25 protein-coding genes are annotated in these 24,904 nt (G+C 41.2%); 17 read left to right on the top strand and 8 right to left on the bottom strand.

Annotated elements, in window-relative coordinates; all coding sequences use genetic code 11:
• Window positions 1-4 precede the first annotated feature (4 nt).
• The 10 genes from secY to EXN75_RS06885 all read left to right on the top strand — a co-directional run bounded on the left by secY (window position 5) and on the right by EXN75_RS06885 (window position 6,631).
• Complete coding sequence (gene secY, locus EXN75_RS06930; protein WP_118116704.1) at window positions 5-1,342, top strand: preprotein translocase subunit SecY; 1,338 nt, start codon at window positions 5-7, stop codon at window positions 1,340-1,342.
• Window positions 1,343-1,357: 15 nt separating this feature from the next.
• Window positions 1,358-2,158 carry a type I methionyl aminopeptidase gene (gene map / locus EXN75_RS06925; RefSeq protein ID WP_118116702.1) on the top strand — a complete coding sequence of 267 codons (801 nt, stop codon included), beginning with the start codon at window positions 1,358-1,360 and terminating at the stop codon, window positions 2,156-2,158.
• Window positions 2,159-2,160: 2 nt separating this feature from the next.
• Window positions 2,161-2,379: a translation initiation factor IF-1 gene (infA, locus tag EXN75_RS06920; protein ID WP_022109852.1), complete on the top strand. Its 219-nt coding sequence runs from the start codon at window positions 2,161-2,163 to the stop codon at window positions 2,377-2,379.
• Between the two features lie 17 nt (window positions 2,380-2,396).
• Entirely contained in the window at window positions 2,397-2,513 is a 117-nt protein-coding gene (gene rpmJ, locus EXN75_RS06915; RefSeq protein ID WP_006848814.1) for a 50S ribosomal protein L36, read from the top strand.
• A gap of 98 nt (window positions 2,514-2,611) precedes the next feature.
• The gene (gene rpsM, locus EXN75_RS06910; protein WP_006848813.1) at window positions 2,612-2,992 is read left to right on the top strand and encodes a 30S ribosomal protein S13; all 381 of its coding nucleotides are present in this window, start codon (window positions 2,612-2,614) and stop codon (window positions 2,990-2,992) included.
• A 20-nt stretch (window positions 2,993-3,012) separates the two neighbouring features.
• Window positions 3,013-3,402 (top strand): 30S ribosomal protein S11, encoded by a 390-nt coding sequence (gene rpsK, locus EXN75_RS06905; RefSeq protein ID WP_022122153.1) that lies wholly within the window; start codon window positions 3,013-3,015, stop codon window positions 3,400-3,402.
• Between the two features lie 51 nt (window positions 3,403-3,453).
• Window positions 3,454-4,059: a 30S ribosomal protein S4 gene (gene rpsD / locus EXN75_RS06900; RefSeq protein WP_118116700.1), complete on the top strand. Its 606-nt coding sequence runs from the start codon at window positions 3,454-3,456 to the stop codon at window positions 4,057-4,059.
• 12 nt (window positions 4,060-4,071) lie between these two features.
• A complete protein-coding gene (locus EXN75_RS06895; RefSeq protein ID WP_118116698.1) occupies window positions 4,072-5,067 on the top strand; it encodes a DNA-directed RNA polymerase subunit alpha in 996 nt (331 codons plus the stop codon).
• A 28-nt stretch (window positions 5,068-5,095) separates the two neighbouring features.
• Complete coding sequence (rplQ, locus tag EXN75_RS06890) at window positions 5,096-5,593, top strand: 50S ribosomal protein L17 (protein WP_118116695.1); 498 nt, start codon at window positions 5,096-5,098, stop codon at window positions 5,591-5,593.
• Window positions 5,594-5,773: 180 nt separating this feature from the next.
• On the top strand, window positions 5,774-6,631 hold the full coding sequence (locus tag EXN75_RS06885) for a hypothetical protein (protein ID WP_118116693.1): 858 nt from the start codon (window positions 5,774-5,776) through the stop codon (window positions 6,629-6,631).
• Between the two features lie 170 nt (window positions 6,632-6,801).
• On the opposite strand, the gene EXN75_RS06880 is transcribed toward EXN75_RS06885, so the two are convergent.
• Window positions 6,802-7,527, bottom strand: a complete 726-nt coding sequence (locus tag EXN75_RS06880; protein WP_408005934.1) for a septal ring lytic transglycosylase RlpA family protein — start codon at window positions 7,525-7,527, stop codon at window positions 6,802-6,804.
• 141 nt (window positions 7,528-7,668) lie between these two features.
• Between EXN75_RS06880 and EXN75_RS06875 the strand changes: the two genes are divergently transcribed.
• Complete coding sequence (locus EXN75_RS06875) at window positions 7,669-10,707, top strand: PEP/pyruvate-binding domain-containing protein (protein ID WP_134843272.1); 3,039 nt, start codon at window positions 7,669-7,671, stop codon at window positions 10,705-10,707.
• Window position 10,708: 1 nt separating this feature from the next.
• Here EXN75_RS06875 and EXN75_RS06870 read toward each other — a convergent pair whose 3' ends face one another.
• Window positions 10,709-11,437 carry an RDD family protein gene (locus tag EXN75_RS06870; protein ID WP_134843271.1) on the bottom strand — a complete coding sequence of 243 codons (729 nt, stop codon included), beginning with the start codon at window positions 11,435-11,437 and terminating at the stop codon, window positions 10,709-10,711.
• 128 nt (window positions 11,438-11,565) lie between these two features.
• Between EXN75_RS06870 and EXN75_RS06865 the strand changes: the two genes are divergently transcribed.
• The 6 genes from EXN75_RS06865 to EXN75_RS06840 all read left to right on the top strand — a co-directional run bounded on the left by EXN75_RS06865 (window position 11,566) and on the right by EXN75_RS06840 (window position 18,059).
• Window positions 11,566-12,525, top strand: a complete 960-nt coding sequence (locus EXN75_RS06865) for a stage II sporulation protein M (protein WP_134843270.1) — start codon at window positions 11,566-11,568, stop codon at window positions 12,523-12,525.
• A gap of 87 nt (window positions 12,526-12,612) precedes the next feature.
• On the top strand, window positions 12,613-13,593 hold the full coding sequence (locus EXN75_RS06860; RefSeq protein ID WP_134843269.1) for a hypothetical protein: 981 nt from the start codon (window positions 12,613-12,615) through the stop codon (window positions 13,591-13,593).
• A 37-nt stretch (window positions 13,594-13,630) separates the two neighbouring features.
• Window positions 13,631-14,317, top strand: a complete 687-nt coding sequence (locus tag EXN75_RS06855) for a DUF4129 domain-containing protein (RefSeq protein ID WP_134843268.1) — start codon at window positions 13,631-13,633, stop codon at window positions 14,315-14,317.
• On the top strand, window positions 14,307-15,692 hold the full coding sequence (locus EXN75_RS06850; RefSeq protein ID WP_342776604.1) for a DUF4350 domain-containing protein: 1,386 nt from the start codon (window positions 14,307-14,309) through the stop codon (window positions 15,690-15,692). Before EXN75_RS06855 ends, EXN75_RS06850 begins: the two co-directional genes overlap by 11 nt.
• Before the next feature lie 46 nt (window positions 15,693-15,738).
• Entirely contained in the window at window positions 15,739-16,704 is a 966-nt protein-coding gene (locus tag EXN75_RS06845; RefSeq protein ID WP_134843266.1) for an AAA family ATPase, read from the top strand.
• 44 nt (window positions 16,705-16,748) lie between these two features.
• Complete coding sequence (locus tag EXN75_RS06840; RefSeq protein ID WP_134843265.1) at window positions 16,749-18,059, top strand: DUF58 domain-containing protein; 1,311 nt, start codon at window positions 16,749-16,751, stop codon at window positions 18,057-18,059.
• A 424-nt stretch (window positions 18,060-18,483) separates the two neighbouring features.
• Here EXN75_RS06840 and EXN75_RS06835 read toward each other — a convergent pair whose 3' ends face one another.
• The 6 genes from EXN75_RS06835 to EXN75_RS06810 form a co-directional block, all read right to left on the bottom strand.
• Window positions 18,484-18,792 (bottom strand): LytTR family DNA-binding domain-containing protein, encoded by a 309-nt coding sequence (locus EXN75_RS06835; RefSeq protein WP_223176154.1) that lies wholly within the window; start codon window positions 18,790-18,792, stop codon window positions 18,484-18,486.
• A gap of 249 nt (window positions 18,793-19,041) precedes the next feature.
• Window positions 19,042-20,544: a fimbrillin family protein gene (locus EXN75_RS06830; RefSeq protein WP_134843263.1), complete on the bottom strand. Its 1,503-nt coding sequence runs from the start codon at window positions 20,542-20,544 to the stop codon at window positions 19,042-19,044.
• A 31-nt stretch (window positions 20,545-20,575) separates the two neighbouring features.
• Complete coding sequence (locus EXN75_RS06825) at window positions 20,576-21,565, bottom strand: fimbrillin family protein (protein ID WP_134843262.1); 990 nt, start codon at window positions 21,563-21,565, stop codon at window positions 20,576-20,578.
• 33 nt (window positions 21,566-21,598) lie between these two features.
• Window positions 21,599-22,513, bottom strand: coding sequence for a fimbrillin family protein (locus EXN75_RS06820; protein ID WP_134843261.1), 915 nt, complete (start codon window positions 22,511-22,513; stop codon window positions 21,599-21,601).
• 62 nt (window positions 22,514-22,575) lie between these two features.
• Window positions 22,576-23,490, bottom strand: a complete 915-nt coding sequence (locus EXN75_RS06815; protein WP_134843260.1) for a FimB/Mfa2 family fimbrial subunit — start codon at window positions 23,488-23,490, stop codon at window positions 22,576-22,578.
• Window positions 23,491-23,510: 20 nt separating this feature from the next.
• The gene (locus EXN75_RS06810) at window positions 23,511-24,767 is read right to left on the bottom strand and encodes an OmpA family protein (RefSeq protein WP_134843259.1); all 1,257 of its coding nucleotides are present in this window, start codon (window positions 24,765-24,767) and stop codon (window positions 23,511-23,513) included.
• Window positions 24,768-24,904: the final 137 nt, after the last annotated feature.

The following is a 24,904-nucleotide window of genomic DNA, read 5'->3' as shown; positions in this document are numbered from 1 at the left end:
GTAAATGAAAAAGTTTATTGAGACACTAAAGAACTGTTGGAAGATTGAGGACCTCCGTCAGAGACTCCTCATTACTCTTCTGTTTACGGCTATTTACCGTTTTGGCTCGTTTGTTGTACTTCCTGGTATCAATCCGAGCATGTTGGAAAAACTTCAGTCGCAGACCTCAGGCGGTCTTATGTCGCTTTTGGACATGTTCTCTGGTGGTGCATTTTCCAATGCGTCTATATTTGCATTAGGAATTATGCCTTATATCTCAGCTTCAATTGTTATGCAGCTTCTCGCTGTCGCTGTACCTTATTTCCAGAAGATGCAGCGTGAAGGTGAAAGTGGCCGCAAAAAAATACAATGGTACACTAGAGTCCTGACTGTAGCCATTTTGGTCTTTCAGGCTCCTAGTTACCTTTTGAACTTGAAGATGCAAGCAGCTAATGCTTTGGCAACTGGTATCAGTTGGACGGTCTTCATGATTCCGGCTACTATTATTCTTGCAGCAGGAAGTATGTTTATCCTTTGGTTAGGTGAACGTATTACTGATAAAGGTGTTGGTAATGGTATTTCTCTGATTATTATGATTGGTATTATCGCCCGTTTGCCACAGGCATTCGTTCAGGAGGTTACTTCTCGTTTGCAGGCAATTTCTGGTGGTGGTCTTATTATGTTTATCGTTGAGATTTTGATCCTTTATGCTGTAGTTTGTGCTTCTATTCTTTTGGTGCAAGGTACTCGTAAAATACCTGTTCAGTATGCTAAGCGTCTGGTCGGCAATAAGCAATATGGTGGTGCTCGTCAGTACATCCCTTTGAAACTTTTTGCAGCCAACGTAATGCCTATCATCTTTGCTCAGGCTTTAATGTTCATTCCATTGGCGATAGTTCGCTATCAGTCTGAAAATGCTTCCAGCGTTGTTCAGCAGTTGATGGATAACCGCAGTTTGTTGTATAATGTTGTTTATGTAATCTTGGTTATTGCATTTACATATTTCTATACTGCTATTACATTGAACCCAACTCAGATGGCTGAGGATATGAAGCGTAACAATGGTTTCATTCCAGGTGTTAAACCAGGAAAGGATACTGCTGAGTACATTGATACCGTAATGTCTCGTATTACTTTACCAGGTTCATTATTTATAGCATTTATTGCGATTATGCCTGCACTTGCAGGACTTCTCGATGTTCAGCAGGCTTTCTCTCAATTCTTTGGAGGAACCTCTCTGTTGATTTTAGTGGGTGTAGTTATAGATACCTTACAGCAGATCGAGAGTCACTTGCTTATGCGCCACTATGATGGTCTTTTAAATTCGGGCCATACCCGCCAAGGTGGTGTTGCTGCATATTAATCTTTTTCTTTTGAAATGAAGATATTTCTGAAGACAGAGGATGAAATTAATCTAATGCGTAAGGCAAACCAACTCGTTGGTCTGACTCTTGCTGAATTAGGTAAACATATAAAACCAGGTGTGACGACTCTTCATTTGGATAGGATAGCAGAGGAATTTATCCGTGATCATGGTGCTATTCCAACGTTTAAAAATTTTCCTAATCCATATGGAGAGTCTTTTCCTGCTAGTATTTGTACATCTATTAATGATGTTGTAGTACATGGTATTCCTTCAGACAATGATGTTCTTGATGATGGAGATATAATTTCTATTGATTGCGGAACATTACTTGATGGATATAATGGTGATAGCTGTTATACATTTGCGGTCGGTGATATTTCCGAACAAAAACGTAAATTGCTTGAAGTTACTAAAAAATCATTATTTTTAGGAATTGAACAAGCCGTAGCTGGAAATCACATTGGTGACATTGGTTTTGCGATACAAGATTACTGCCAATCATTCGGGTATGGTATCGTACGAGAACTTACAGGGCACGGAATTGGTAAAGAGATGCACGAAGACCCCTCTGTTCCTAATTATGGGAGTAAAGGAAATGGTATTTTGCTAAAATCCGGCATGTGTTTAGCCATAGAACCAATGGTTACTATGGGAAATCGTAAGATAGGTATGCTTGCTGATAAATGGAGTATTGTTACTTTGGATCACAAACCTGCTGCTCATTTTGAGCATACGATTGTTGTTCGAAAAGGTAAAGCTGAAATTTTATCTTCATTCGTAGAAGTTGAACATTTAGAAGGACAAAAATTTTAATTATGGCAAAACAAGCCGCTATTGAACAAGACGGAACAATTGTAGAGTCGTTATCTAACGCTATGTTCCGGGTAGAATTAGAGAATGGTGTTGATATTACAGCTCATATCTCTGGTAAGATGAGAATGCATTACATCAAAATTTTGCCTGGTGATAAGGTTAAGGTAGAAATGAGCCCTTATGACCTTACAAAGGGTAGAATTGTTTTTAGATATAAATAATATTTATATATAAGGTTATGAAGACAAGAGCATCATTAAAGAAGCGTTCAGCAGACTGTAAGATTGTTCGTCGTAAAGGTCGTCTGTTCGTTATCAACAAGAAGAACCCTAAGATGAAATTACGTCAGGGTTAATGTTAAAGTTTTGTAAAAGCATGGCTATTTGAAAAAAAAGTCGTACTTTTGCACCGCTTTTAACGAAAGGTATTAATTTTTTAATTTTTTATTAAACAATGGCAATAAGAATTGTTGGAGTAGATTTGCCCCAGAATAAGCGTGGCGAAATCGCATTGACCTATATCTATGGTATTGGTCGAAGTAGTTCAGCAAAGATATTGGATAAGGCAGGTGTAAACCGTGACTTGAAAGTCAGCGAATGGTCTGACGATCAGGCAGCCAAGATCCGTGAAATTATCGGCGCTGAGTTCAAAGTTGAAGGTGATCTCCGTTCTGAGATCCAGATGAACATCAAGCGACTGATGGATATTGGTTGTTATCGTGGAGTTAGACATCGTAATGGTCTTCCTGTTCGTGGTCAGAGCACAAAGAATAATGCTCGTACTCGCAAGGGTAAGAAGAAGACTGTTGCTAATAAGAAGAAGGCTACTAAGTAATTCTAAGGAGGAAATTAATTATGGCAAAGCAAAAAGCAACATCTAAGAAGAGAAACGTACGCGTTGACGCTATTGGTCAGCTTCACGTACATAGCTCATTCAATAACATTATTGTATCTCTTGCTAATAATGAAGGTCAAATTATCTCTTGGTCTTCTGCTGGTAAGATGGGTTTCCGTGGTTCTAAGAAGAATACTCCTTATGCAGCTCAGATGGCAGCTGAGGATTGCGCTAAGGTAGCTTTTGATCTTGGTCTTCGCAAGGTTAAGGCATACGTTAAAGGTCCAGGTAATGGTCGTGAGTCTGCTATCCGTGCTATTCATGGTGCAGGTATCGAGGTTACAGAGATTGTTGACGTAACTCCATTACCACATAATGGTTGTCGTCCTCCTAAGCGTCGTCGTGTATAACGCTTTATATAGTATTTAAGATACAAATAATTATAGCATTTTTTTTATATTATGGCTAGATATATAGGTCCGAAATCTAAAATTGCACGCCGTTTTGGTGAACCAATCTTCGGCGCAGACAAAGTTTTGTCCAAGAGAAACTTCCCTCCTGGACAGCATGGCAATAACCGTCGCAGAAAAATGTCTGAGTATGGTGTCATGTTGGCAGAGAAGCAGAAAGCTAAATACACTTATGGTGTATTAGAGCGTCAGTTCCGTAATATGTTCGAAAAGGCAGCTAAGGCTGATGGTATTACCGGTGAGGTTCTCCTTCAGAATCTTGAAAGCCGTCTTGATAACGTTGTTTTCCGTTTGGGTATCGCTCCAACTCGTGCTGCAGCTCGTCAGTTGGTTGGTCACAAGCACATCGTTGTTGATGGCAAGGTAGTTAACATTCCTTCTTTTGCTGTTAAGCCAGGTATGGTTGTCGGTGTTCGTGAGAAGTCTAAATCTCTCGAAGTTGTAGAGGCAGCACTTGCTGGTTTCAATCATAGCAAATATCCATGGATCGAATGGGATGACAATTCTAAGAGCGGTAAATTCTTGCACAAGCCAGAGCGTGCCGATATCCCTGAGAACATTAAGGAGCAGTTAATCGTTGAGTTGTACTCTAAATAAATCATTAAATTAATGGCGATATTAGCATTTCAAAAACCTGATAAAGTAGTAATGCTGGAGGCTGATGATAAGTTCGGAAAGTTTGAATTCCGTCCTTTAGAGCCTGGCTTTGGAGTTACCATCGGTAACGCCTTACGCCGCATTCTCCTTTCATCGCTGGAGGGTTATGCAATCAATACTATCCGTATTAGTGGTGTTGAGCATGAATTTTCTTCAGTTCCTGGTGTAAAGGAAGATGTTACCAACATTATCTTGAATCTCAAGCAAGTTCGATTCAAGCAAGTAGTAGAAGAATTCGAGAATGAGAAAGTTAGTATCACCGTTGAGAATTCTACAGAATTCAAGGCAGGTGATATTGGTAAGTATCTGACTGGATTTGAAGTGTTAAACCCTGATTTGGTGATTTGTCATTTAGATGCCAAAGCTTCGATGCAGATTGATCTTACTATTAACAAGGGTCGTGGTTACGTTCCTGCTGATGAGAATCGTCAATTCTGCACTGACGTCAACGTTCTCCCAATCGATTCCATCTACACCCCTATTCGTAATGTAAAGTATGCAGTTGAGCCATATCGTGTTGAACAGAAAACTGATTATGACAAGCTGACTCTTGAAGTTACAACAGATGGTTCCATTAGTCCAAAGGATGCATTGAAAGAGGCTGCGAAGATTCTTATTTATCATTTTATGCTCTTCTCTGATGAGAAAATTACTCTTGAAAGTCCAGACCAAGAGAGTAATCAGGAGTTTGATGAAGAAGTTCTTCACATGCGCCAGTTGCTTAAGACTCGTCTCGTAGATATGAATCTTAGTGTTCGTGCACTCAACTGTCTGAAGGCAGCTGATGTAGAGACCTTAGGTGATTTGGTTCAGTATAATAAGACTGATCTCTTGAAGTTCCGCAATTTTGGTAAGAAATCGCTTTCAGAGCTTGATGATTTGCTCGAGAGTCTGAATCTTTCTTTTGGAACTGATATTTCAAAGTATAAATTAGACAAGGAGGGTTAATCTCTTGTCTTAAATGATTTAAATTAAAATGAGACATAATAAAAAATTCAACCATTTAGGTCGTACTGCTTCTCATCGTAATGCGATGTTGGCTAACATGGCAACATCTCTTATCTTGAGTGAGCACAAAAGAATCACTACGACTCTTGCAAAGGCAAAGGCTCTTAAGAAGTATGTTGAGCCATTAATTACTCGTTCAAAGAATGATACTACAACTTCACGTCGTGTTGTTTTCCGTTATCTTCAGAACAAGTATGCTGTTAAGGCTCTCTTTGGTGAGGTTGCAGAGAAGGTAGCTAATCGTCCTGGTGGTTATACACGTATTATCAAGTTGGGTACTCGTCAAGGTGATGCTGCTGAAATCGCATTCATCGAGCTTGTTGACTTTGATGAGAACATGGCTAAGACTCCTAAGGCAGCAGCTAAGAAGACTCGTCGTAGCCGCAAGGCTAAGGCTGAGGATGCTCCAGTTGCTGAGAATGCAGCTGCTGAGACTGTAGCTGAGGAAGCTCCAAAGGCTGAATAATTTCAATATCTCAATATGAGCGCTTTCATCTTTTTGATGAAAGCGCTTTTTTGTTTTTTAGGGATTTTCCCTATATTTTTAGGGATTTTGTTGTTAGACTTTGCTTTTTATTTCTTATTTTTGCACCATCAAATGAATATATAGTATGTTCACAAATGTGGGATTTAATTTTATTTAGATATGAAAAAGCCTTTGATTTTATTATTTAGTTCTGCGTTACTTCTTAGTAGTTGTGGAACTTATACTGGTAGTGGCGCATATGTTGGTGGATCGTTTGGTTCTATTTTAGGTTCTGCTATTGGTGGAATAGCTGGTGGCCCTCGTGGCTCTGATATTGGTACAATCATTGGTATGGCTGGTGGTGCTGCTGTAGGTGCTGCTATAGGTAATCAGGCTGATCAGCAACAAGAGGAGCGTATTCAACAAAGACGGGAGCGTATCCGTCAAAGACAAGATGCAGATTATCAAAGAAACCAAGGATATGACAGGTCTTCGCATAATGCTGATGATACCTATTTATATAATCCTAACACTAACAGTGGTTTTGATTCCACCAATAGTGGAGATGATAGATTATATGATTTTACGGGTTCAGACTATACAGGTTCATATAGTGCTCAACAGCCTATAACTTCTTATCCAAGTTCAAGCAGCACAGTTGATGAAATTAATACTGCTGGTTTATCTTATTGTCCTTTATTGGAAATCGTCAATGCTCGTTTTGTGGATGATAATCAAGATAACGCGCTGAATAGGAATGAAACTTGCAAAGTTATATTTGAAGTCTTCAATCGTGGAAATCGTCCTGTCTATGATGTAGTTCCTACAGTTGTCGAAACCACAGGAAATAAGCATATCTACATATCTCCAAATATACATGTGGAAAAAATAGATGCCGGTAAAGGTATTCGTTATACTGCAATGGTAAAGGCAGACTCACGTTTAAAGCCTGGTATAGCTCGATTTTGTGTATCTGTAATTCATGGAGATAAAGCAATTTCTAAGGTGAATGAATTTAATATACCTACGACTAAGTAGTGTTAGTGTTTTCTTAGTTTTTTAAGACATTCATTTTCTCTTATTTATTTATGAGAATGGTATTTAGAATATTTTAAAGCCTCAGTAAGATCTTGAAGTTTTCTTACTGAGGCTTTTTTGCTTTTATTTTGAAAATGATAATCTCAAATTATTCTTTATCTTTGTTTATTCTATTTCCTTTTTGTCTTATTTCCTTCTTTGCTTTGATAGTGTTCTGTATTATGTTTATGTTCTGAATTATGTTTTTGCTCAGCAAAGTTCCCGGTTTTGTTTTTATGCTCTTGTTGTTCTTCTTTAATATCCTTTTGATGTTTGTTTAAATGTTCTTTTTTGCCTGATTCTGTTCCATGTTGGTGTGGCTTACTCTCATGTTTTTCTTTGTGATTCCATTTCTGCGGAAAATCATAGTCTGATTCTGCTACTTCAAAGTCGATATGAGGTAATTTTGGATCTTCTGGGCGATAAGGAATAGGCTTGTCTATCATTTCTACTTTTACAGTAGCTACACCTTGTGATAACATACCTATAGCTTTAGCAGCACCCCACGAGAGATCAATAATTCGTCCTCTACCATAGGGGCCTCTGTCTGTAACCTTCACTATAACTGTTTTTTTATTACTGAGATTTGTTACTTTCAGCTTGGTACCAAATGGATAGAATCTATGGGCGCACGTCAAACTGTCGTGGTGAAGTTTCTGTCCACTGGCAGTTCTGGCTCCCGTTGTTTTTTTTGAATAATAGGATGCTTTTCCATGCTGCTTTTGCGCCATACACGGCATGCTGAATATAGTGAAAAAGCACGGCAAGATTTTCAGGAGGATTTTTCCTCCCTCTTTAATGTCTGCTATCGCTTTTCCTTTATATTTAGCAAGAAATGCTTCTTTAAATCTAAACATAGTTTATGGGTTTATCTATTGATTTTACAGCGTAATATATCAGTAAATTCTATTATAATGCTGCAAATTTAAAAAAATATGTTGAAAAATGCAAGTAAATATAAGAAAAACAGTATCTTTGCATTGCTAAATCTTACAATTATGGAGAATAATGTACCTCAAGAGTGGAATAAATTCTATTTAAAGGATGTATCATTTGTTAATCTGATGATGCGTCGCATATACAATGTACTTATTGTAGCTAACCCTTATGATGCCTTCATGTTAGAGGACGATGGGCGTATTGAAGAAAAGATATACAATGAGTATATGGAGTTAGGATTACGTTATCCGCCAACTTTTACCCAAGTTTCTACCACAGAAGAGGCAGCTGGAGTCTTGCGTTCTACAATTGTAGATCTGGTGATTTGTATGCCAGGTAATGCTGATAATGATGCTTTCGATGTTGCCCGCGATATCAAAGGTAAGTTTCCTAATATTCACTGTGTTGTGTTGACTCCATTCTCTCATGGTATTACCAAGCGTATGCAGAATGAGGATTTGAGCATCTTCGATTATGTATTCTGTTGGTTGGGTAATACCAACTTGATCCTTTCTATTATTAAGTTGATAGAGGATAAGATGAATTTGGAGCATGATATTCAGGAGGCAGGTGTCCAGATGATACTTTTGGTAGAAGATTCTATACGTTTCTATAGTTCTATTCTGCCAAATCTTTATAATTATATTCTTGAACAGAGTAAGAACTTCTCCAAAGAAGCGCTGAACCGTCATGCAGCTACCATGCGTATGCGTGGTCGTCCGAAAGTGGTATTGGCACGTACATATGAAGAGGCAAAAAAACTATATGACAAGTATTCTGATAATACCCTTGGTGTCATTAGTGATGCTCGTTTTCCTTTAAAGAGTGCAGCCAAAGCTTTTGGTAATGTTGTGGATGAGGATGTGCAACCAAAGCATGCAACGGATACTTTTGGTCGCGAAAAATGTCCAGATGCGGGTTTGCAGCTTTTCCGTTATATCCGAAAGAATGATTCCTTTGTGCCCCTTATCCTCGAGAGTTCTGAGAGTGAAAATCGAGCAAAGGCAGAGGCTGAAGGTTTTCGTTTTGTAGATAAGAACTCCAAGAAGATGAGTGTAGATTTGCGTCGTTTGATGGAGGAACACATGGGCTTTGGAGATTTCATTTTCAGAGATCCGAAAACTCATGAGGAGATCATGCGTATCCGCAGTTTAAAGGAACTGCAGGATAATATTTTCAATATTCCTAACGACTCGATGCTTTATCACATCAGTCGTAATCACATGAGCCGTTGGTTGTGCGCCCGAGCCATCTTCCCTGTATCTGCTTTCTTGAAGCATGTCACCTGGCAAAAACTTCAAGATGTGGATGCCCACCGTCAGATTATCTTTGATGCCATTGTGCAATATCGTCATATGAAAAATCTTGGAGTCGTGGCAGTCTTTGATAGAATGAAGTTCGATAAGTATGCCCACTTTGCCCGTATTGGTGAAGGCTCCTTGGGTGGAAAGGGTAGAGGACTGGCTTTCCTCGACAATATCATCAAGCGCCATCCGGAGTTCAATCAGTATGAGAATGCCACTGTTCAGATTCCAAAAACAGTCGTGCTTTGTACTGATATTTTTGATGAGTTTATGATGAGCAATAATCTCTATCCGATAGCTTTAAGTGATGCAAGTGATGATGAGATATTGAAGCATTTCCTTCATGCTCAGTTACCGGATTCCCTGATTGCTGATTTTTTCACTTTCTTTGAGGCAACGAAGAGTCCTATAGCCATCCGTTCAAGTTCGCTTCTTGAGGATGCTCACTATCAGCCTTTCGCAGGAATTTATTCCACCTATATGATTCCATATCTGGAGGATAAGTATCAGATGCTCCAGATGTTGGCTTGTGCGATAAAGGGAGTATATGCTTCTGTTTTCTATCGTGATTCGAAGGCGTATATGACAGCTACCAGCAATGTGATTGATCAGGAGAAGATGGCTGTTATTCTGCAACAGGTAGTGGGTAAGAATTATGGCGACCGGTTTTATCCGACGATGAGTGGTGTGCTACGCTCCCTCAATTATTATCCGATTGGCGACGAAACGGCGGAGGAAGGTATTGCCAGTCTGGCTCTTGGATTGGGGAAATATATCGTTGATGGTGGACAAACCTTGAGAGTTTGCCCTTATCATCCAACCCAAGTGTTACAGACTTCAGAGATGGAGATGGCTTTGCGTGATACCCAAACCCAGTTCTATGCTCTCGACATGAAACATGTGGGTGAGGATTTCAAGGTGGATGATGGCTTCAATATCCTCAAGCTCCGTGTGAAGGATGCGGTAGAAGACCAGAGTCTTACCTATATCGCCTCTACTTTCGACCCATACGATCAGGTCATCAATGATGGCGTGTATGAAACGGGAAGAAAGCTGATTACCTTTGCCAGTGTACTCCAGCATGGCGTGGTACCACTGCCGGAGCTGATGCAGATGTCGATGAAATCTGGATCCGAGGCGATGCGCCGTCCTGTGGAAATCGAGTTTGCATGCAATATCAATGATGATAAAACCTGTGAGTTCTATCTTCTCCAGATTCGTCCGATAGTGGATGCTAAGGAGATGCTTGATGAGGATGTGAAGGCGATACCAGATGCAGATTGTCTGCTCCGTTCCCACAATTCATTGGGACATGGAATCAGTGAGGACGTCACAGATGTAGTCTATGTTAAATATGATGATCAGTTCTCTGCGATGAACAATTTCTATGTGGCTGATGATATAGAACGAATCAACCGCAAGTTCCTTGCCGAAGGAAAGAATTACGTCTTGATAGGACCTGGCCGCTGGGGTTCAAGCGATCATTATTTAGGCGTTCCGGTCAAGTGGCCGCATATCAGTGCCGCCCGTGTCATCGTAGAAGTAGCGTTGAAGAACTATAATATCGACCCAAGTCAGGGCACCCATTTCTTCCAGAATCTTACCTCTTTCGGGGTAGGTTACTTTACGGTAGATACAAACACAGAAGAAGGAGGATTCGTCAATAAGGAGATATTGGATGCGATGCCGGCGGTAGAGGAAACGCAGTATGTGCGCCATGTTTGCTTCGAGCATCCGATGAAAATTCTGATGGATGGCAAGAAGCAGGAGGGTGCCGTGCTCCTGCATGGGTAGTTTAGATTAATTCCATGAGATAATAATTATAGTCATAAAGAATGGTAGCAAGGAATTTTTCCTTGCTATTTTCTTTGGGCTGCACCTTGAGGAACTTCGCAACTTTATCTGCCAAGGTCTCTATTTGGTTTTCATGGTTGCCATTGGAGGAATACAGGGCTTTCTCTATGACGGCGACTTGTGCTTGTGAGAGATTCTTGGCTTCCTCATATACAGGATGGTAATCTTTCTTGGCATAATAGAATTCGTCCAGGGAGATGTGTATCTTTCGGATGTCGGTAAGTTTGATGACCATTGTTCCTGCTGCCAAGTCTCCTAATCGTTGTGAATTTTTGGTGAGTATGATGAAGAGCATGCCAATACCCCCACATCCTACGTCTATTGTGCTGAGAAGCCATCTCATGAAAAAAGAACCCATGGTTGGTCGTGACCCATTCTTGTTGATGACTCTTAACTTCATGATATATTTCCCCGGAGTCTGTCCGTTGTTTAATGTTTCCCACCAGAAATCATACATCCAGATAAATATGACAAGCATAAAGAATAAGAACATGAGCCAACGTGTTTCGTCCATGCTCCCCATAAGCCCATCAAACAAAAAATAGACACCAGTGAATCCAAAAGATATGAATATGGTGTCAAGGATGCGAGCCAACACTCGTTCACCGATACTCGCTGGTGTTTGGTTGATTCTTACAAATTGATTGGTTATGATGTTTGAATTTGTCATTTTTCTATTGTTTTAAGAAGATAATGCTTAAATTGTTTGCAAATATAAGAATAATTACTTAAATTTGCATCAATTTTTAGGAAAAATAAAATAATCGTAACCGAATTTTCCCTTATAATAAAAGAATTGTGAAAGAATTTGCCTTTATAAGAAATAACATAGATAAATGGCAACGTGCAGAGATCATTATTGACGATGCCGCTTCCCAAACGCCGGATGTTTTGGCCGATACTTATACCGACCTTACATCTGACTTGGCTTTTGCGCAAACACATTACCCTAATTCTCGTATTACCCTTTATCTCAACAATCTGGCTTCAAGCCTTCATAATTCCATTTATCGTAACAAACGGGAGAAGTGGTCTCGCCTGATTACGTTTTGGACGCAGGAAGTTCCTTTGACGATGTTTGAGGCTCGAAAGTTACTTTTGGCTTCTTTCTGCATATTCTTCATCAGTGTATTCATCGGTGTGGTATCCCAATGCTTTGATACCGACTTTTGTCGTATTATATTGGGAGATTATTATGTGGATATGACATTGCAGAATATCAAGGATGGAAAACCGATGGCGGTTTATGATGGTGGAGATGAACTGAATATGTTCTTGGGCATTACCCTCAATAACATTAGTGTGTCATTCCTGGAATTTGTTTCTGGTATATTTACCAGTATCGCCACGGGTTTTCTGATATTCCAAAACAGTGTGATGTTGGGATGCTTTGAGACATTCTTCGCCCAGCATGGTCTCTTGTATGAATCTTTTCTTGCCGTTTTCCTTCATGGAACACTTGAGATTTCTGCATTGATTATTGCAGGAGCGGCAGGGTTGGCGATGGGTAACAGCTGGCTGTTACCTGGCACGTATTCGCGTATCGTATCTTTTCGTCATGGTGCGAAAAGGGGAATGAAGATTATTGTCGGTACTGTACCTATATTTATATTCGCTGGTTTTATCGAAGGATTTGTAACACGACATACGGAAATTTCTAATTATTTTCGCTTGTCGATTATCATCGTCTCTTTCGTCTTTGTCATAGGTTATTTTGTGGTTTTACCCCAGATCAGACATCGGCAGAAGAAAAAGTAAGTTGATAGGCAGAAAAGAATGTCCTTTAGATTACAACTTCATTCATTAAGAACCAGTCAGTTTTGAATTATTTAATAAAGATAGCTTATGGATAAAATCGTATTTTACAAAGAGAGGGATTTCGGAGAGAAGTTTAATGTCACTTTCGAGTTTGTCAAGCAGAATTGGAAAATACTGCTTCGTTATGCTTTGTATGGTATCTTGCCGTTGGCATTCGTAGGAGCCTTGTCGCTGAACAGTTTGATGCAAAATATGGTGGATGTTAGTTCTGGTAATTCCATGTTTGATGATGAACTCAGTTACAGTATGCTCTTTTCTTACGCCCTCTTGTTGCCAACTTCTTTGGCAGCTTATATTTGGATAGGAACGGTTGTGTTTTCTATGATGCAGTTTTATAATGCTCATGACGATGGCTTGCAAGGTGTTACTTTCCAGGAGTTGAAACCTTCTTTCCGCCGAAATGCTTGGCGTTTGTTCAAATGCGGACTGGTTGGTTCTCTGATAGGCATCGCGTTCTTGGCAGTCTTTTTTACCGTGATAGCTTTAGGGGTAGCGATAAATTCTGGAGCGATGACAGCCATCTTTTGCTTCTTGGCAGTAGCGGCGGTCGTTGCTTTTGGTGTACCTTTGATATTGGTTACACCTACCTATATATTTGAGGATATCTCTGTATGGCGGGCTTATGTTCGTGGCTTTCGCTTGGGATGGAGCACATGGGGAGGAATCTTTGGCTTGGGATTTGTCTTGAGCCTGTTGTCGAATGTCGTTTCTTTTGTCTTTGTCATGCCTTGGGAGGTGTGTGTCTTTGTCAAGACGCTATTCGTGCAGGCTTATGCAGGTGAGGAAACATTTGTTGGTAGTGTTGCCTTTGTTATTCTCCAATATATCTTTGGCGTTGTCATGTGGATAGGCTCTTATTTGATTTACAACTTGTTTTTTATCAGTACGGGTTATCTCTATAGTCATGCCGCTGAGAAACTTGATGATATGTCTGTTGGTCAAGGTATTGACGATTTTGAGGAAATGGCAGACAAGAGTCAGGATGATGACGATCTATTCAAAGTCTAATCATTTTATACATTATTTATATTTGTTGTAGAGAGATATGTTTTCCAATCCTTCCGACACCTTGGTTATTGATACCGCCCGACTGCAAGTTTGGCGGCGGGATGACGATTACGCTTATGGTCGAGAGTTAGTGCCTTCCCAAGATAGCTTGATGGACTGGATAGCGAAAAGGCTGAACGAATTTTTCGAGAATATCTTTGGCAGCAATTTCTATCAGGACCATCATGACACTTTATGGATATGTATCGGATTGGCGGCATTGGGAGCAGTCTTGGCGTTCCTCTTGTGGAAGCATCCTGAGCTGTTCGCTCGTTCAGGACGAAGGAAACCGATGGAATACGAGGTTACGGAAGATACGATATATGGCATTGATTTCCCAAGTGAAATAAAAAAAGCATTGGAGAATGAGAATTTCCGTGAGGCATTGCGATTGATGTATCTTCAGACATTGAAGTCTTTGAGTGACTATCACCAAATAGAGTGGCAACCTTTCAAGACTCCTACTCAATATACGTTTGAGTTCCGACAGGCCGACTTCAAGAGAATGACCAGTCTGTTTGTGCGAATTCGCTATGGTGGCTTTGGTGCTGACAAGGACATGATTCGAGATATGCACAATCTGCAGGCAAGTGTGGATAACTTTGTAAAGAACTCAGATAGAGATGGTTCTGCCGAACAAAATGTAGGAACTTTCAAGAAGGAAGGAGGTCGTGATGAAAAGTAGTCGTAATTTCCTTTTTGTCATGTTAGTCCTCTTTGTGCTGTTCTGTCTTTTGCAAGTCAATCTGCCCAAGAAGTTCGTATGGTCTCCTACCTTTAGCCATGTAGATAAGCAACCTTTGGGCTGTTTTGTCTTTGACAGTGTCTTGACCCAATCTTTGCCCAATGGTTATCATGTGACGAAAAAGACGTTTTTCCAACTTGATCAGGAGCATGCCAAGGAGAAAATCTCCGTGTTGATGGTCGTGGATCAGCAAAATTTGAAACAGTTGGATGTCAAGTATCTCTGCAATATCGCTCGCCGTGGAGGCAAGGTCATGGTGGTTGCTTCAAGTAGTTTTGATGATGGTCGGAATGCCGATACGGTAGTGGTGGATGAATTGGAACGTACCTTCAATGTGAGAATAGAAGACGGAACGTACTTTTCGTTGCGTGGCATCTTAGCCGGTCTCAAAGCGCATGACAATGATATGTACGATACCATTTATTGGAATAACCGGGAGACGATGTATGCAGCTCAGTCTTATAGAATGTTCTACAATATGGTAGGTGGAACCCTTTTCGTGGATTCTGTTCCAAAGGTGAAAAGACTGGCTTATACTTTGTCAACGGCAGGGTATGATTACAGACAAGACTCTTTGTATGTCGGAGATTTTACTGGCTTTGACACTATTGTGGATGAAAAAGAAAGGATAGAACGAATCGATACTTTCGCCATCAAGAAAGTACCTACGGCGGTGTCTGTTCCGTATGGAAAGGGTGAGGTCATTTTCGTCTCTTCGCCATTGCTTTTCACCAACTATGGAATGTTGGAAGGCAACACATTTGTCTATATATTCCGATTGATGTCTTATCTGGCGGATTTGCCAGTGTATAGAACGGAGGCGTATGTCAAGACCGATGCCATGCTTGTGGCGGAGCAATCTCCATTCCGGGAGTTCATCAAGCGCCCACCATTGCGATGGGCTCTTTATCTTGCGCTGTTGGGTGTCGTTCTCTTTATGATATTTACCGCTCGTCGTAGGCAACGGGTCATCCCTATCCTGTCGAAGCCTGCCAATCGGTCTTTGGAGTTTATCCAACTCATTGGAACACTCTACTATCAACGTAAGGATCATGTGGATTTGGTCAGGAAAAAGTTTAAACTCTTCGCAGAGGAATTGAGAAAAACGGCTGGTGTGGACATATCTGATGTGAATACTGATGACCGTGAATATCTGCTCCTTGCCGAGAAAACTGGTATGAACAGCGATAGATTGAAGAAGGTGATTCGACAAATTCGCTTGGTCCTACATTCGGAGGGCAATATCTCAGTTGAAGAAATGCGGAGTTTGATAGATGCAATGGATACTATAGTTAGGCACGCTAAGAATGGTTAGCGTAGGATAAGAAAAGTAAGTCTTTTATTTAAAATCATAGGAAACAATGGAAGAACAAAGATTGGATTTGACTCTTTTTTCAGAAAAGATAGAGTGTCTTCGTGAAGAAATATCCAAGGTGATAGTAGGACAGGACAAGGCGGTGGATCTGGTCTTGACTTGCCTCTTGGCTAATGGTCATGTGCTCTTGGAGGGTGTGCCTGGAGTTGCCAAAACCCTTTTGGCGCGATTGATGGCCCGGTTGGTAGATGCCAAGTTTAGTCGTGTACAGTTTACTCCCGACTTGATGCCGAGTGATGTGTTGGGTACAAATATTTTCAATGTCAAGAATCAGGAGTTTGAGTTCCATGAAGGTCCTGTGTTTGCTGATATTGTATTGGTAGATGAAATCAACCGTGCACCAGCAAAGACTCAGGCTGCTCTTTTCGAGGTGATGGAAGAACGTCAGGTCAGCATAGATGGCTGTACCCACAAGATGGGTGACCTTTATACCATCCTTGCTACCCAGAATCCTGTGGAACAAGAAGGAACTTATCGCTTACCCGAAGCGCAGCTCGACAGATTTCTCATGAAAGTAACGATGGGTTATCCTACGGCTGATGAAGAACTGGAAATATTGAAGCGCCATGAACATCAAACTGATTTGGTGAAACTGACTGATATCCAACCTGTGTTGACAAAGAAAGAATTGCTCCAGTTGCGCTCTTATATGCACCTTGTCGTTGTTGATGAGAGCCTTCTGCGTTATATCACACAGATCGTTCAGCAGACCCGCACCACACGTGCCGTTTATCTGGGTGCTTCCCCTCGTGCCTCAGTTGCCATGTTGCAGGCGAGCAAGGCATACGCTCTTTTGCAAGGTCGTGATTTTGTCACTCCAGAAGACATCAAGTTCGTAACACCATCTATCTTGCAGCATCGACTCATGCTTACGGCAGAAGCTGAGATGGAAGGCTATACGGCTTATAAGGTGGCACAACGGCTGATAGATAAGGTGGAGGTGCCGAAGTAAGTGAAGAGTGAAGAACGAAGAGTGAAGAATTCAATTGATTTAAGGTGTATTTAACGAAGAGATTTTATATAGTACTTGCCTTCTTGGTCTTGATGACGGGGGCTGGGTATGTTTTCCCCCTGCTGTTTGATGTAGGGAGATGGATGTTCCTTGCCCTTGTCATTCTGGTTTTTGTTGAATTATTCCTGTTGTATCATGAGCGGGGAATGATGGCCAGTCGCACTTTATCGGAGCGATTTTCCAATGGCGACGACAATGAAGTGAACATCCGGGTGGAGAGTATCTATTCCTTTCCTGTTCGGTTGGAAATCATAGATGAGATTCCGCCGGTTTTCCAGCGCCGAGATGTTCTCTTTCGTTTGAAGTTGGCGATGGGAGAGGGAAAGAATATCAGGTATAAGCTACGTCCTACGGAGCGTGGAGTTTATTCCTTTGGGCATGTCCGTGTTTTCGCTTCCACACCGATAGGTTTGGTGCAGCGTCGGTTTACGCTGTGCCAGCCTTGTGATGTCAAGGTGTATCCTTCCTATCTGATGCTTACCCGTTATGAATTGTTGGCTATGAGCAACAATCTTGCGGAAATGGGTATCAAGAAAATACGGAAGGTGGGCAATCATACGGAATTCGAACAAATCAAGGATTACGTTTCGGGCGATGATTTCCGGTTGATCAACTGGCGAGCCACAGCCCGCACTTCCAGATTGATGGTGAATGTATATCAGGACGAGCGTTCTCAGCAGGTTTTCAATATCATTGATAAGGGTAGGGTGATGCAACAGGCTTTCCGGGGTATGACCTACCTTGATTATGCCATCAATGCCTCGCTGGTGCTTTCGTATATTGCGATGAGAAAGGAAGACAAGGCAGGTGTTGTAACGTTCAGCGACCATTTTGAGGATTTTGTTCCAGCCTCCCGTCGTACAGGGCACATGCAGAATATTCTTGAAATGCTTTATCGCCAGCAGACCCGCTTTGCCGAATCCGATTATTCAGCTTTGGTGGCAGAGGTCAACCAGCACATCACCAAGCGTTCACTCCTGATACTTTATACGAACTTTGCCAATCGCATCAGCATGGAGAGGCAGTTGCCTTATCTCCTTCAGCTCAACCGCCGTCATCGTCTTTTGGTGGTGTTCTTTGAGGATCATGAAGTGAAAGACTATCTTGCCACTCGTTCCGAAAGTGATGAGGAATATTATCGTCATGTTGTTGCCGAGCAGTTTGCTTACGAGCAGCGTCTCATCGTTTCTTCGCTCAAGCAGCGTGGCATCTTGGCTTTGCTTACCACGCCCGAGGCTCTTTCGGTTGATGTACTTAATAAATATCTCGAAATCAAGACTCGTGAATTGTTGTGATATGAAAATGATTTAAGAATTTGATATTTTTATTAACAAATATATATTTAAGTTCCATTTCCTCTAAAGAAGTGCAAGTACGAACTCTAACGATGCGCTTTATTAAGGTCTAATGATGCGCATCGTTAGGTGTTAATGATGCGCATCGTTAAGTGTTAATGAAGCGCATCATTAGACCTTAATGAAGCGCTTCGTTAGGTCATGCAGATTTTCTATCATCTATATTACTGGAAATCAGTAAATTACACTCCACCTCAAGACTGCAAACTCTTGCCACCAACAGGAGAACAGAAGTATAAAAGTTTGTTTCATCATTATTTTGTATCATTAAACTATGCTATTGCAAAAGTATAAAAACTTTTACAATGGCATACTATTTTATACCTAAAGAAACGCTTCCACATTGCACAGCTTAAAGCTGCTGTCAAAGTGAAATACTATGATCCAAGAGTAAGTTTGTGGCTTTGTGTAGATCCTTCAATGGAAAAATATCCAGATGTAAGTTCATTATACTTTCCAAAACTATGAGATTCAACTCTGGCTCAATGTCTCCCATAGGACAAGATTGAGTATAACACTTGCCGTCAATCATGTGAATAACACAGTTGTCCTTCATTGCCTCAATATAAGCAATGTCAGTGACGGTGATGCGCTTGCATCCCATACCACAACTAACCAAGAATACATCGGTAGGGTACAAACACTCGTTTGATGCTTTCATTTCTGTTCTCATAATATAATTTTGTTTGAGCACCTCACGATTAACGCAAAGGTACTTCAAACCATGAAAACAGGTAGCACGAAACCACCATACAGCCATATTATCCACCAAACAGACATCAGGGTACGATGAAGGGTCTATACGCCACTTGTCATCGTGGCATATAGACCCTTGTCGTTTCCCGTGAGGTGCGGGTAAATATAATTGCTGAGCACCTAATACTCCTGCCCAGCTTAGGAGTTTATCTAATGTTATTAATTTCTAAATATTTGTTGATTTATATATTCTACTTCCACATTTTATGGATAGGAAACGTTTTCCAAGAAATTGTACACTTTTATGATCCTCAGAATTTATATAATTCTTAGATTCATCAGATTGCCACGCTTCAATATCTTTTTTTGTCATAACCTTTTGATCTTTTGACAAAGTTAAATCTACAACTTCAGTATATACATTATCAAAGATACGGATACCTGCAGCGGAAATATTACCTAATGTCACCGATTTTAGTTGTGGACAATCGGCAAAGGCAAAGTCACTTATAGATGAAACTCTCGGAGCATAGATTGTTTTAAGACCAATACAATCCTGAAAAGCCACCGACTCTATACTCTTTACATCTTGCAAGTTAATAACTTTCAGCGGTTTACAATTCAAAAATGCACTAGACGGCAAAGCCTCAACTCCATAAACAGTTAAATCTATACTGCCTTCACTTGCACTGCTTAGAGCTTCTCTTATAGCATCAAACACACTCTTATCTGCATTTGCAGGCAAATTTTTGATTTCAATGTTCTTTTTGCCCGCAGCCAAAGCATTTTTTATAATTAGTACAGCATTTTCTGTAGTTGTTACAGCATCGCCACCAGTAATGTCATCGCCAGGACCCCAATCCGTAACACTTACATTTCCTATTGTAGCTTTGTCCTTACCTATTTTTACATCATAGGTATAGCTCATAGCTTTGTCAAGAGCAGGAATTCCCGTTACATCCAGTTTTGTAGTCTGAGTTGCCTTGCCCTCACCATCATTGTATGTCACAGTGAGTTTGAGGAATTTCTCTGTAGAATTGGCATCTCCAGGAGATACCAAAGCATAGAACACATTGTTGCCACTTTCTTCTTTTTTATAAGTTTTGATGGCTGCGTAGCTGTCACTTTCTCCTGCAGGAACTTTCAGCTTAGAATAAACTTCTACGGCAGAAAGCGTAGGGTTAAGATCTTTGAACTCATCTCCAAACCCGCTTACTTTGACAATGACGCGAGCCGTCTGACGTTCAAAGTTCAATGTCAACTGTCTGTCGGAAGGTATATATGCCTTTTCTATAGCTTCTCTGCTTATCATATAATCTGACTTCTCTATTTTGTCAACTGTAGATTGGTCTGCTGAGACATAACCTACAGAGAAAGAATTGGTGGTACTTTCATCCGCCTTCTCAGGATAACAAGCCTCGAAAGCCTGGGCATTACCCGTCCAGACCAGATAGTCACCAGCATTCGCAGGTGCCCATACCTCGCCCGTCTTCTTATAAATAACGGTTTTGCCCTCAGTCGTTACACTGATTACATCGTTCTCATTAAAACTCTGTTGTTCCGCTTCTGTACCCAATGGATTACTACGGGTAAAAATGCTGTTTCCACCAACGTTGGCAGTAATCTTCACCTCATTGGCAGCAGTGTTAGTGCCCTGCTCGTCATCTGTAGAGCAAGCGGCAAGCATTGCTATAACTGCAAATGCTCCCATATATCTTGTAATCTTCATATCTTGTCTATTTTAAATGTCAAACAATTCTTTAATCAGTCTCTTTTTCGATAATGGTTTCTTCTCCCCACGGCCTCGCTGTTATGACGCCCCCTTGCACTACATCCTTACCAACCAACAGATGCAACTCATATTTTTTACCAGATTCAAATAGCGCATTGTCGGTGCCAGTCCAGATGTAATCAGTGCCATCCACCTTGAACTTAATACATAATTGTCCTGCGTAAACTCTCTGCGGAATCACAATGGCAGAATATTTGAAGGTGGCATGGTCGGTTGTTTTATCAGCCTTCGTGAATGCTACAGTTTCTGGAGTAATGGCTTTTGATGCCATGCCGTCAAATTGAACACTTATAGGGTCTGCTGCAAAATTCACCTTACTGCGGATAAAGGTGCCATCCACCTTGACATCAGTTACGGTTGCTGACGTAACAGGCTTTTTTTCATCCTGATTAAACTGGTCTCTCAACTCGATAGTGAGATTCAGCTGGCTGAGAAGATGGGTGAATGCGACATTAACCGCCTGGTTGGTATTCAAATTCGTACCAGGCGTGAATCCCGTTTGCTTATATACAATAAGGTCGGATGAATAGTCTTCAGCATTGCTTTGGTCTTCTTTTACAGAAAAGGCATAATCAGTCTTTCCGAAGACTTTAACTTTGCCAGTTGCATCTTCGGTAGTCTCCTGATATGGCGCATAAGCCAGAATGTCAACAGCGGTAGTTGAATTCTGCCACAACATTTGGGTAGCAGGATTCCAATTGTTGCCTTCCTTTGTTACCTTGATATTATCATAGGTATACTTGTCACTACCTGCATTGTTGATGCAGAAGCCAAACGAATTAAGTTTATCGGTGCTGTTTCCGTAAGAGGCACGGGTATTCATGCCATCTACACTTGTCATGATTCTAACCACATTGTTCATTGGATAATTGCTCTGTGCCAAATCCTCATCGTTGGAGCAGCTGGCAAAAACTGCCGTTGCCAAAGCTGCCATTGTTAATATTTTAATTGCTTTCATATTGTTGAATTTTATGTTTTAATTTTAAGAAAGTTAATCGTAAGCCTCACCCTTGATAGGTTCGCCTGTAGAACCCCAGTCAGAGATGTTTACATCGCCAAGTTTTATGACGTCACGTCCTACCTCCAGGTTGATGGTGGTAATCTTGCCACTCTCAAACTTGAAAGGTGTGCCGTTGTCGTAGATGAAGTCCTTGCCGCCAATGGTGATGGTAATCTTCTGAACACCATCCTGCGGGATGATGATGGAAGCATATTTCTTGTTGGCAGTTAAAACCGGCATGTCGAAATCTGCTTTATCTTCTGCTACAGCAGATGGGGTGACAACCTTGGTCAGATAATTGACGGTTGCTTTTTTTGCGGCATTGCCTACAACTACCTTATCTACGGTAGGTCCCTCTGTTCCCCACTGGTTCTTATAGGTAAGGTTCACCACAAGTTTTGCCATTACATGGGTAAAGGTAAGAGGAACAGGTTGCTGTTCATCGACATTATAGGATAAGCCATCTTTGTTGACTGCCACCAAGAGGTCGCTTTCTGTTTGCTTGTTCACATCGAATGTATATTCTCCGGCAGAAAGGTCGGATATTGCTGCAGTTGGATACACACCGATGAAATAATGCTTGTCACGGTTGTTCTTCCAAAGCATTTGTGGAGTGGATACCCATGAACCGTTAGTCAACTTGTTGATGGCGTTATTCACCACACGCTCGCGTGTCTCTGGAGCAACAGTTGCATCGCCAGTCCAGGCATATACACTGATTTCATCACCCTCTTCAAAGGTTTGTCCACCCTTCTCATCTGTGGCAACACGTGTCATATTGCCGATACTGGTTGAAACGGTGATATACTTGGAGGTCTCGCCTCCGATACCGTTCTCGTTGTCAGAACAACTGCCCAATGTCAAAGCCATTGCCATCAGGGCAAAGAGATAAGTCTTCTTTTTCATTGTCTTTTACTATATTTATGTTTATATTCTTGTTTTGATTCTTGCTTAAATGAGAGGATTGCTTAATCTTCAGGATTCAGGATTTCACCACGATAAATCCATTCCTCAGTCCAATCATCTATCTTCGTGCTCGTAAGATACATGTAAGGTTTCATCTCCTCAAATTCCAAATTAATCTTGTACTTGCCGCCAGATTTCATGACGGGTGCTTCGATGTCGTAGTTGCTAACTACTCCCCCAGGAGAAATCAGTTGGATAAACAACTTGGTGGTATGTAAACCGTTGGCTGTCGGCATCAAGCGTAATGTTTCCGTTTTTAAAGTTTCGCCAGGCACTGCGATTCTCAAAGGTATATCACACTCTTCCTTGGTATAGCTTGCCGTCCCGAATGTTCCATCCTCATTCCTTTGCAGGGGAAGGAGTCCGGTTGCCACATTCAGAACCTTACCTATCATTGCAAAATTGTCAGGAACTCCTTCAATGAAGATGGTCAATTCTGCAAGTATATGGCGCATTTCATTTTTTGTTATGTAGTTGACATTTGATTTGTCTATACCGATGTCCGTGACACCATAATAGGCATGGTCGGGAGAGGCACTTGGATTGGACAATCCAAACATGAGTTGGTTCATGTTGAGGGTCGCCCTTGTAGCCTCACCGATAAAGAATGGTTCTATAAGGTTAGTGGCAGCCAGAATCTGATAATGCCCAACTGGAAGAGCGAAGCGTTGGCTTGCCACCTCCTGCGCACTTCCATAATGTTTTTCCTCTACAAGCGAACCGTCATCGGCATTGAATATCCAGAGTTTCACGTCATTCACATCCGTACCTTGGTCGGCTTCATCTGCCCAAGGGAGCGATACTGACAAGCCACCTTCTTCCTCACCATCATGAACATTATGGTCGCAACTTGCCAACAGGCATGGGACGCATAACAGCACCCATAACCAAATATTAAATCTTCTTTTTGCTTTCATTATCTGTCTTGTTTTATGGGTTACTTATGATTGTCTTTAGTCTCTACTCGGCGAGCCTTATCCGCATCTTGGGTGTCATCGCTACCATTTCCTATGGCAGTAATGCGATTAGCCTCTATGCCATTCTTCACAAGCCAAGTTTTTACGGTTTCTGCACGCTGGCGAGATATACGTTTATTGACAGCCACGCTGCCTTTTGTGTCACACCAACCTGTTACCGTCACCTTCATGTTCGGATTCTCTTTCAATGTTTTGAGAATATCATTCAATTTAGTCTCTTCATTTTGTTGGATGTCGATACTATTGAAGGTGAAATATATGACAGGGAAAGTCACCTTTGCAGATTCTTTTATGTCTTGTTCAACAACTTTTGTTTCAGCCTTATCCACTGTTTCTTTCTGATTGACATTCTCCGAAGAAGTTGGTTCCTGTTGTAGAACCTCCTGTTGTAGAACCTCCTGTTGTAGAACCTCCTTTTGTGGAACTGATGGAGTTTCTGCTACCTTGTTCTTCTTTTTTGAGAGGTTAATTCCTAATCTTACGCCACTTTCCCAAACAAAGTTGTTCTTATGCAGATGTTCTGGCATTCCGTCCATACGTTCGCCAGTAAGACGAGTCAAACCGGAATAGATGCCCAATTTCAGACATGAAGTCAGTTGGTAGCCCACCTGCAAGTCTGCACCATAACCCAAATGCCAGTTGGTAGAACCTTTCATTACCTTGGCATCATCTGCCAAAGTCTGAACGTCTGCCTTGGTTGTCACCATATATATATGAGGTGAAACAGCCAAATCCCATCGGCTGTTAGCTGTCTTATGGAACAGCCCAAGGAGATGAACGTTCACTCTTGCTCCGTATCTGCCCATCCTGACATGGCTTTTCAGATTAGCATACTCCCAACTATCCATGCCTAAGACACCTGCGTTGTAAAGCATACCGTCGCTACCCAACCAATAGTTACGTTCTACGCAGCAGTCTTGTGCAGACAAGTTCATCTCTCCATACTTAGCAGATAACTCTGCCGAGAAGATGGAGTTAAAACGATAGCCCCCATATAAGCCAGCAGCCCAACCGAGGTGCGTCTTGTCATGTCCGAAACTTGAGAAAGTAGAGAAACCGAAAGGCATTCCACCCTCAATACCGACGTACCAGCCTTGCGAAATAGTCTTTCCATCTTCTTTTACTTCTGCTCTCGCAAAAGAAAATGGAAGAATAAATGCAAGTATTGCAACCAGCAACCGATTTTTTGTTGTCAAATAATTTATCATATCATTCATTTTTTTTACCCCTCAAATCCGCAACCTATAGGGTTTAGTGGGATTTTGCTTGCAAAGCGACAAAATTCATTTTATTGTACATATTTCTTGCACAACAGAAATGTCGCAGACACAAAATCCCCTTACCCCATAAAGCG

Source organism: Segatella hominis (genome assembly GCF_004535825.1).
Classification (GTDB): Bacteria; Bacteroidota; Bacteroidia; order Bacteroidales; family Bacteroidaceae; genus Prevotella; species Prevotella hominis.
This window is presented reverse-complemented; position numbering and strand designations above follow the sequence as displayed.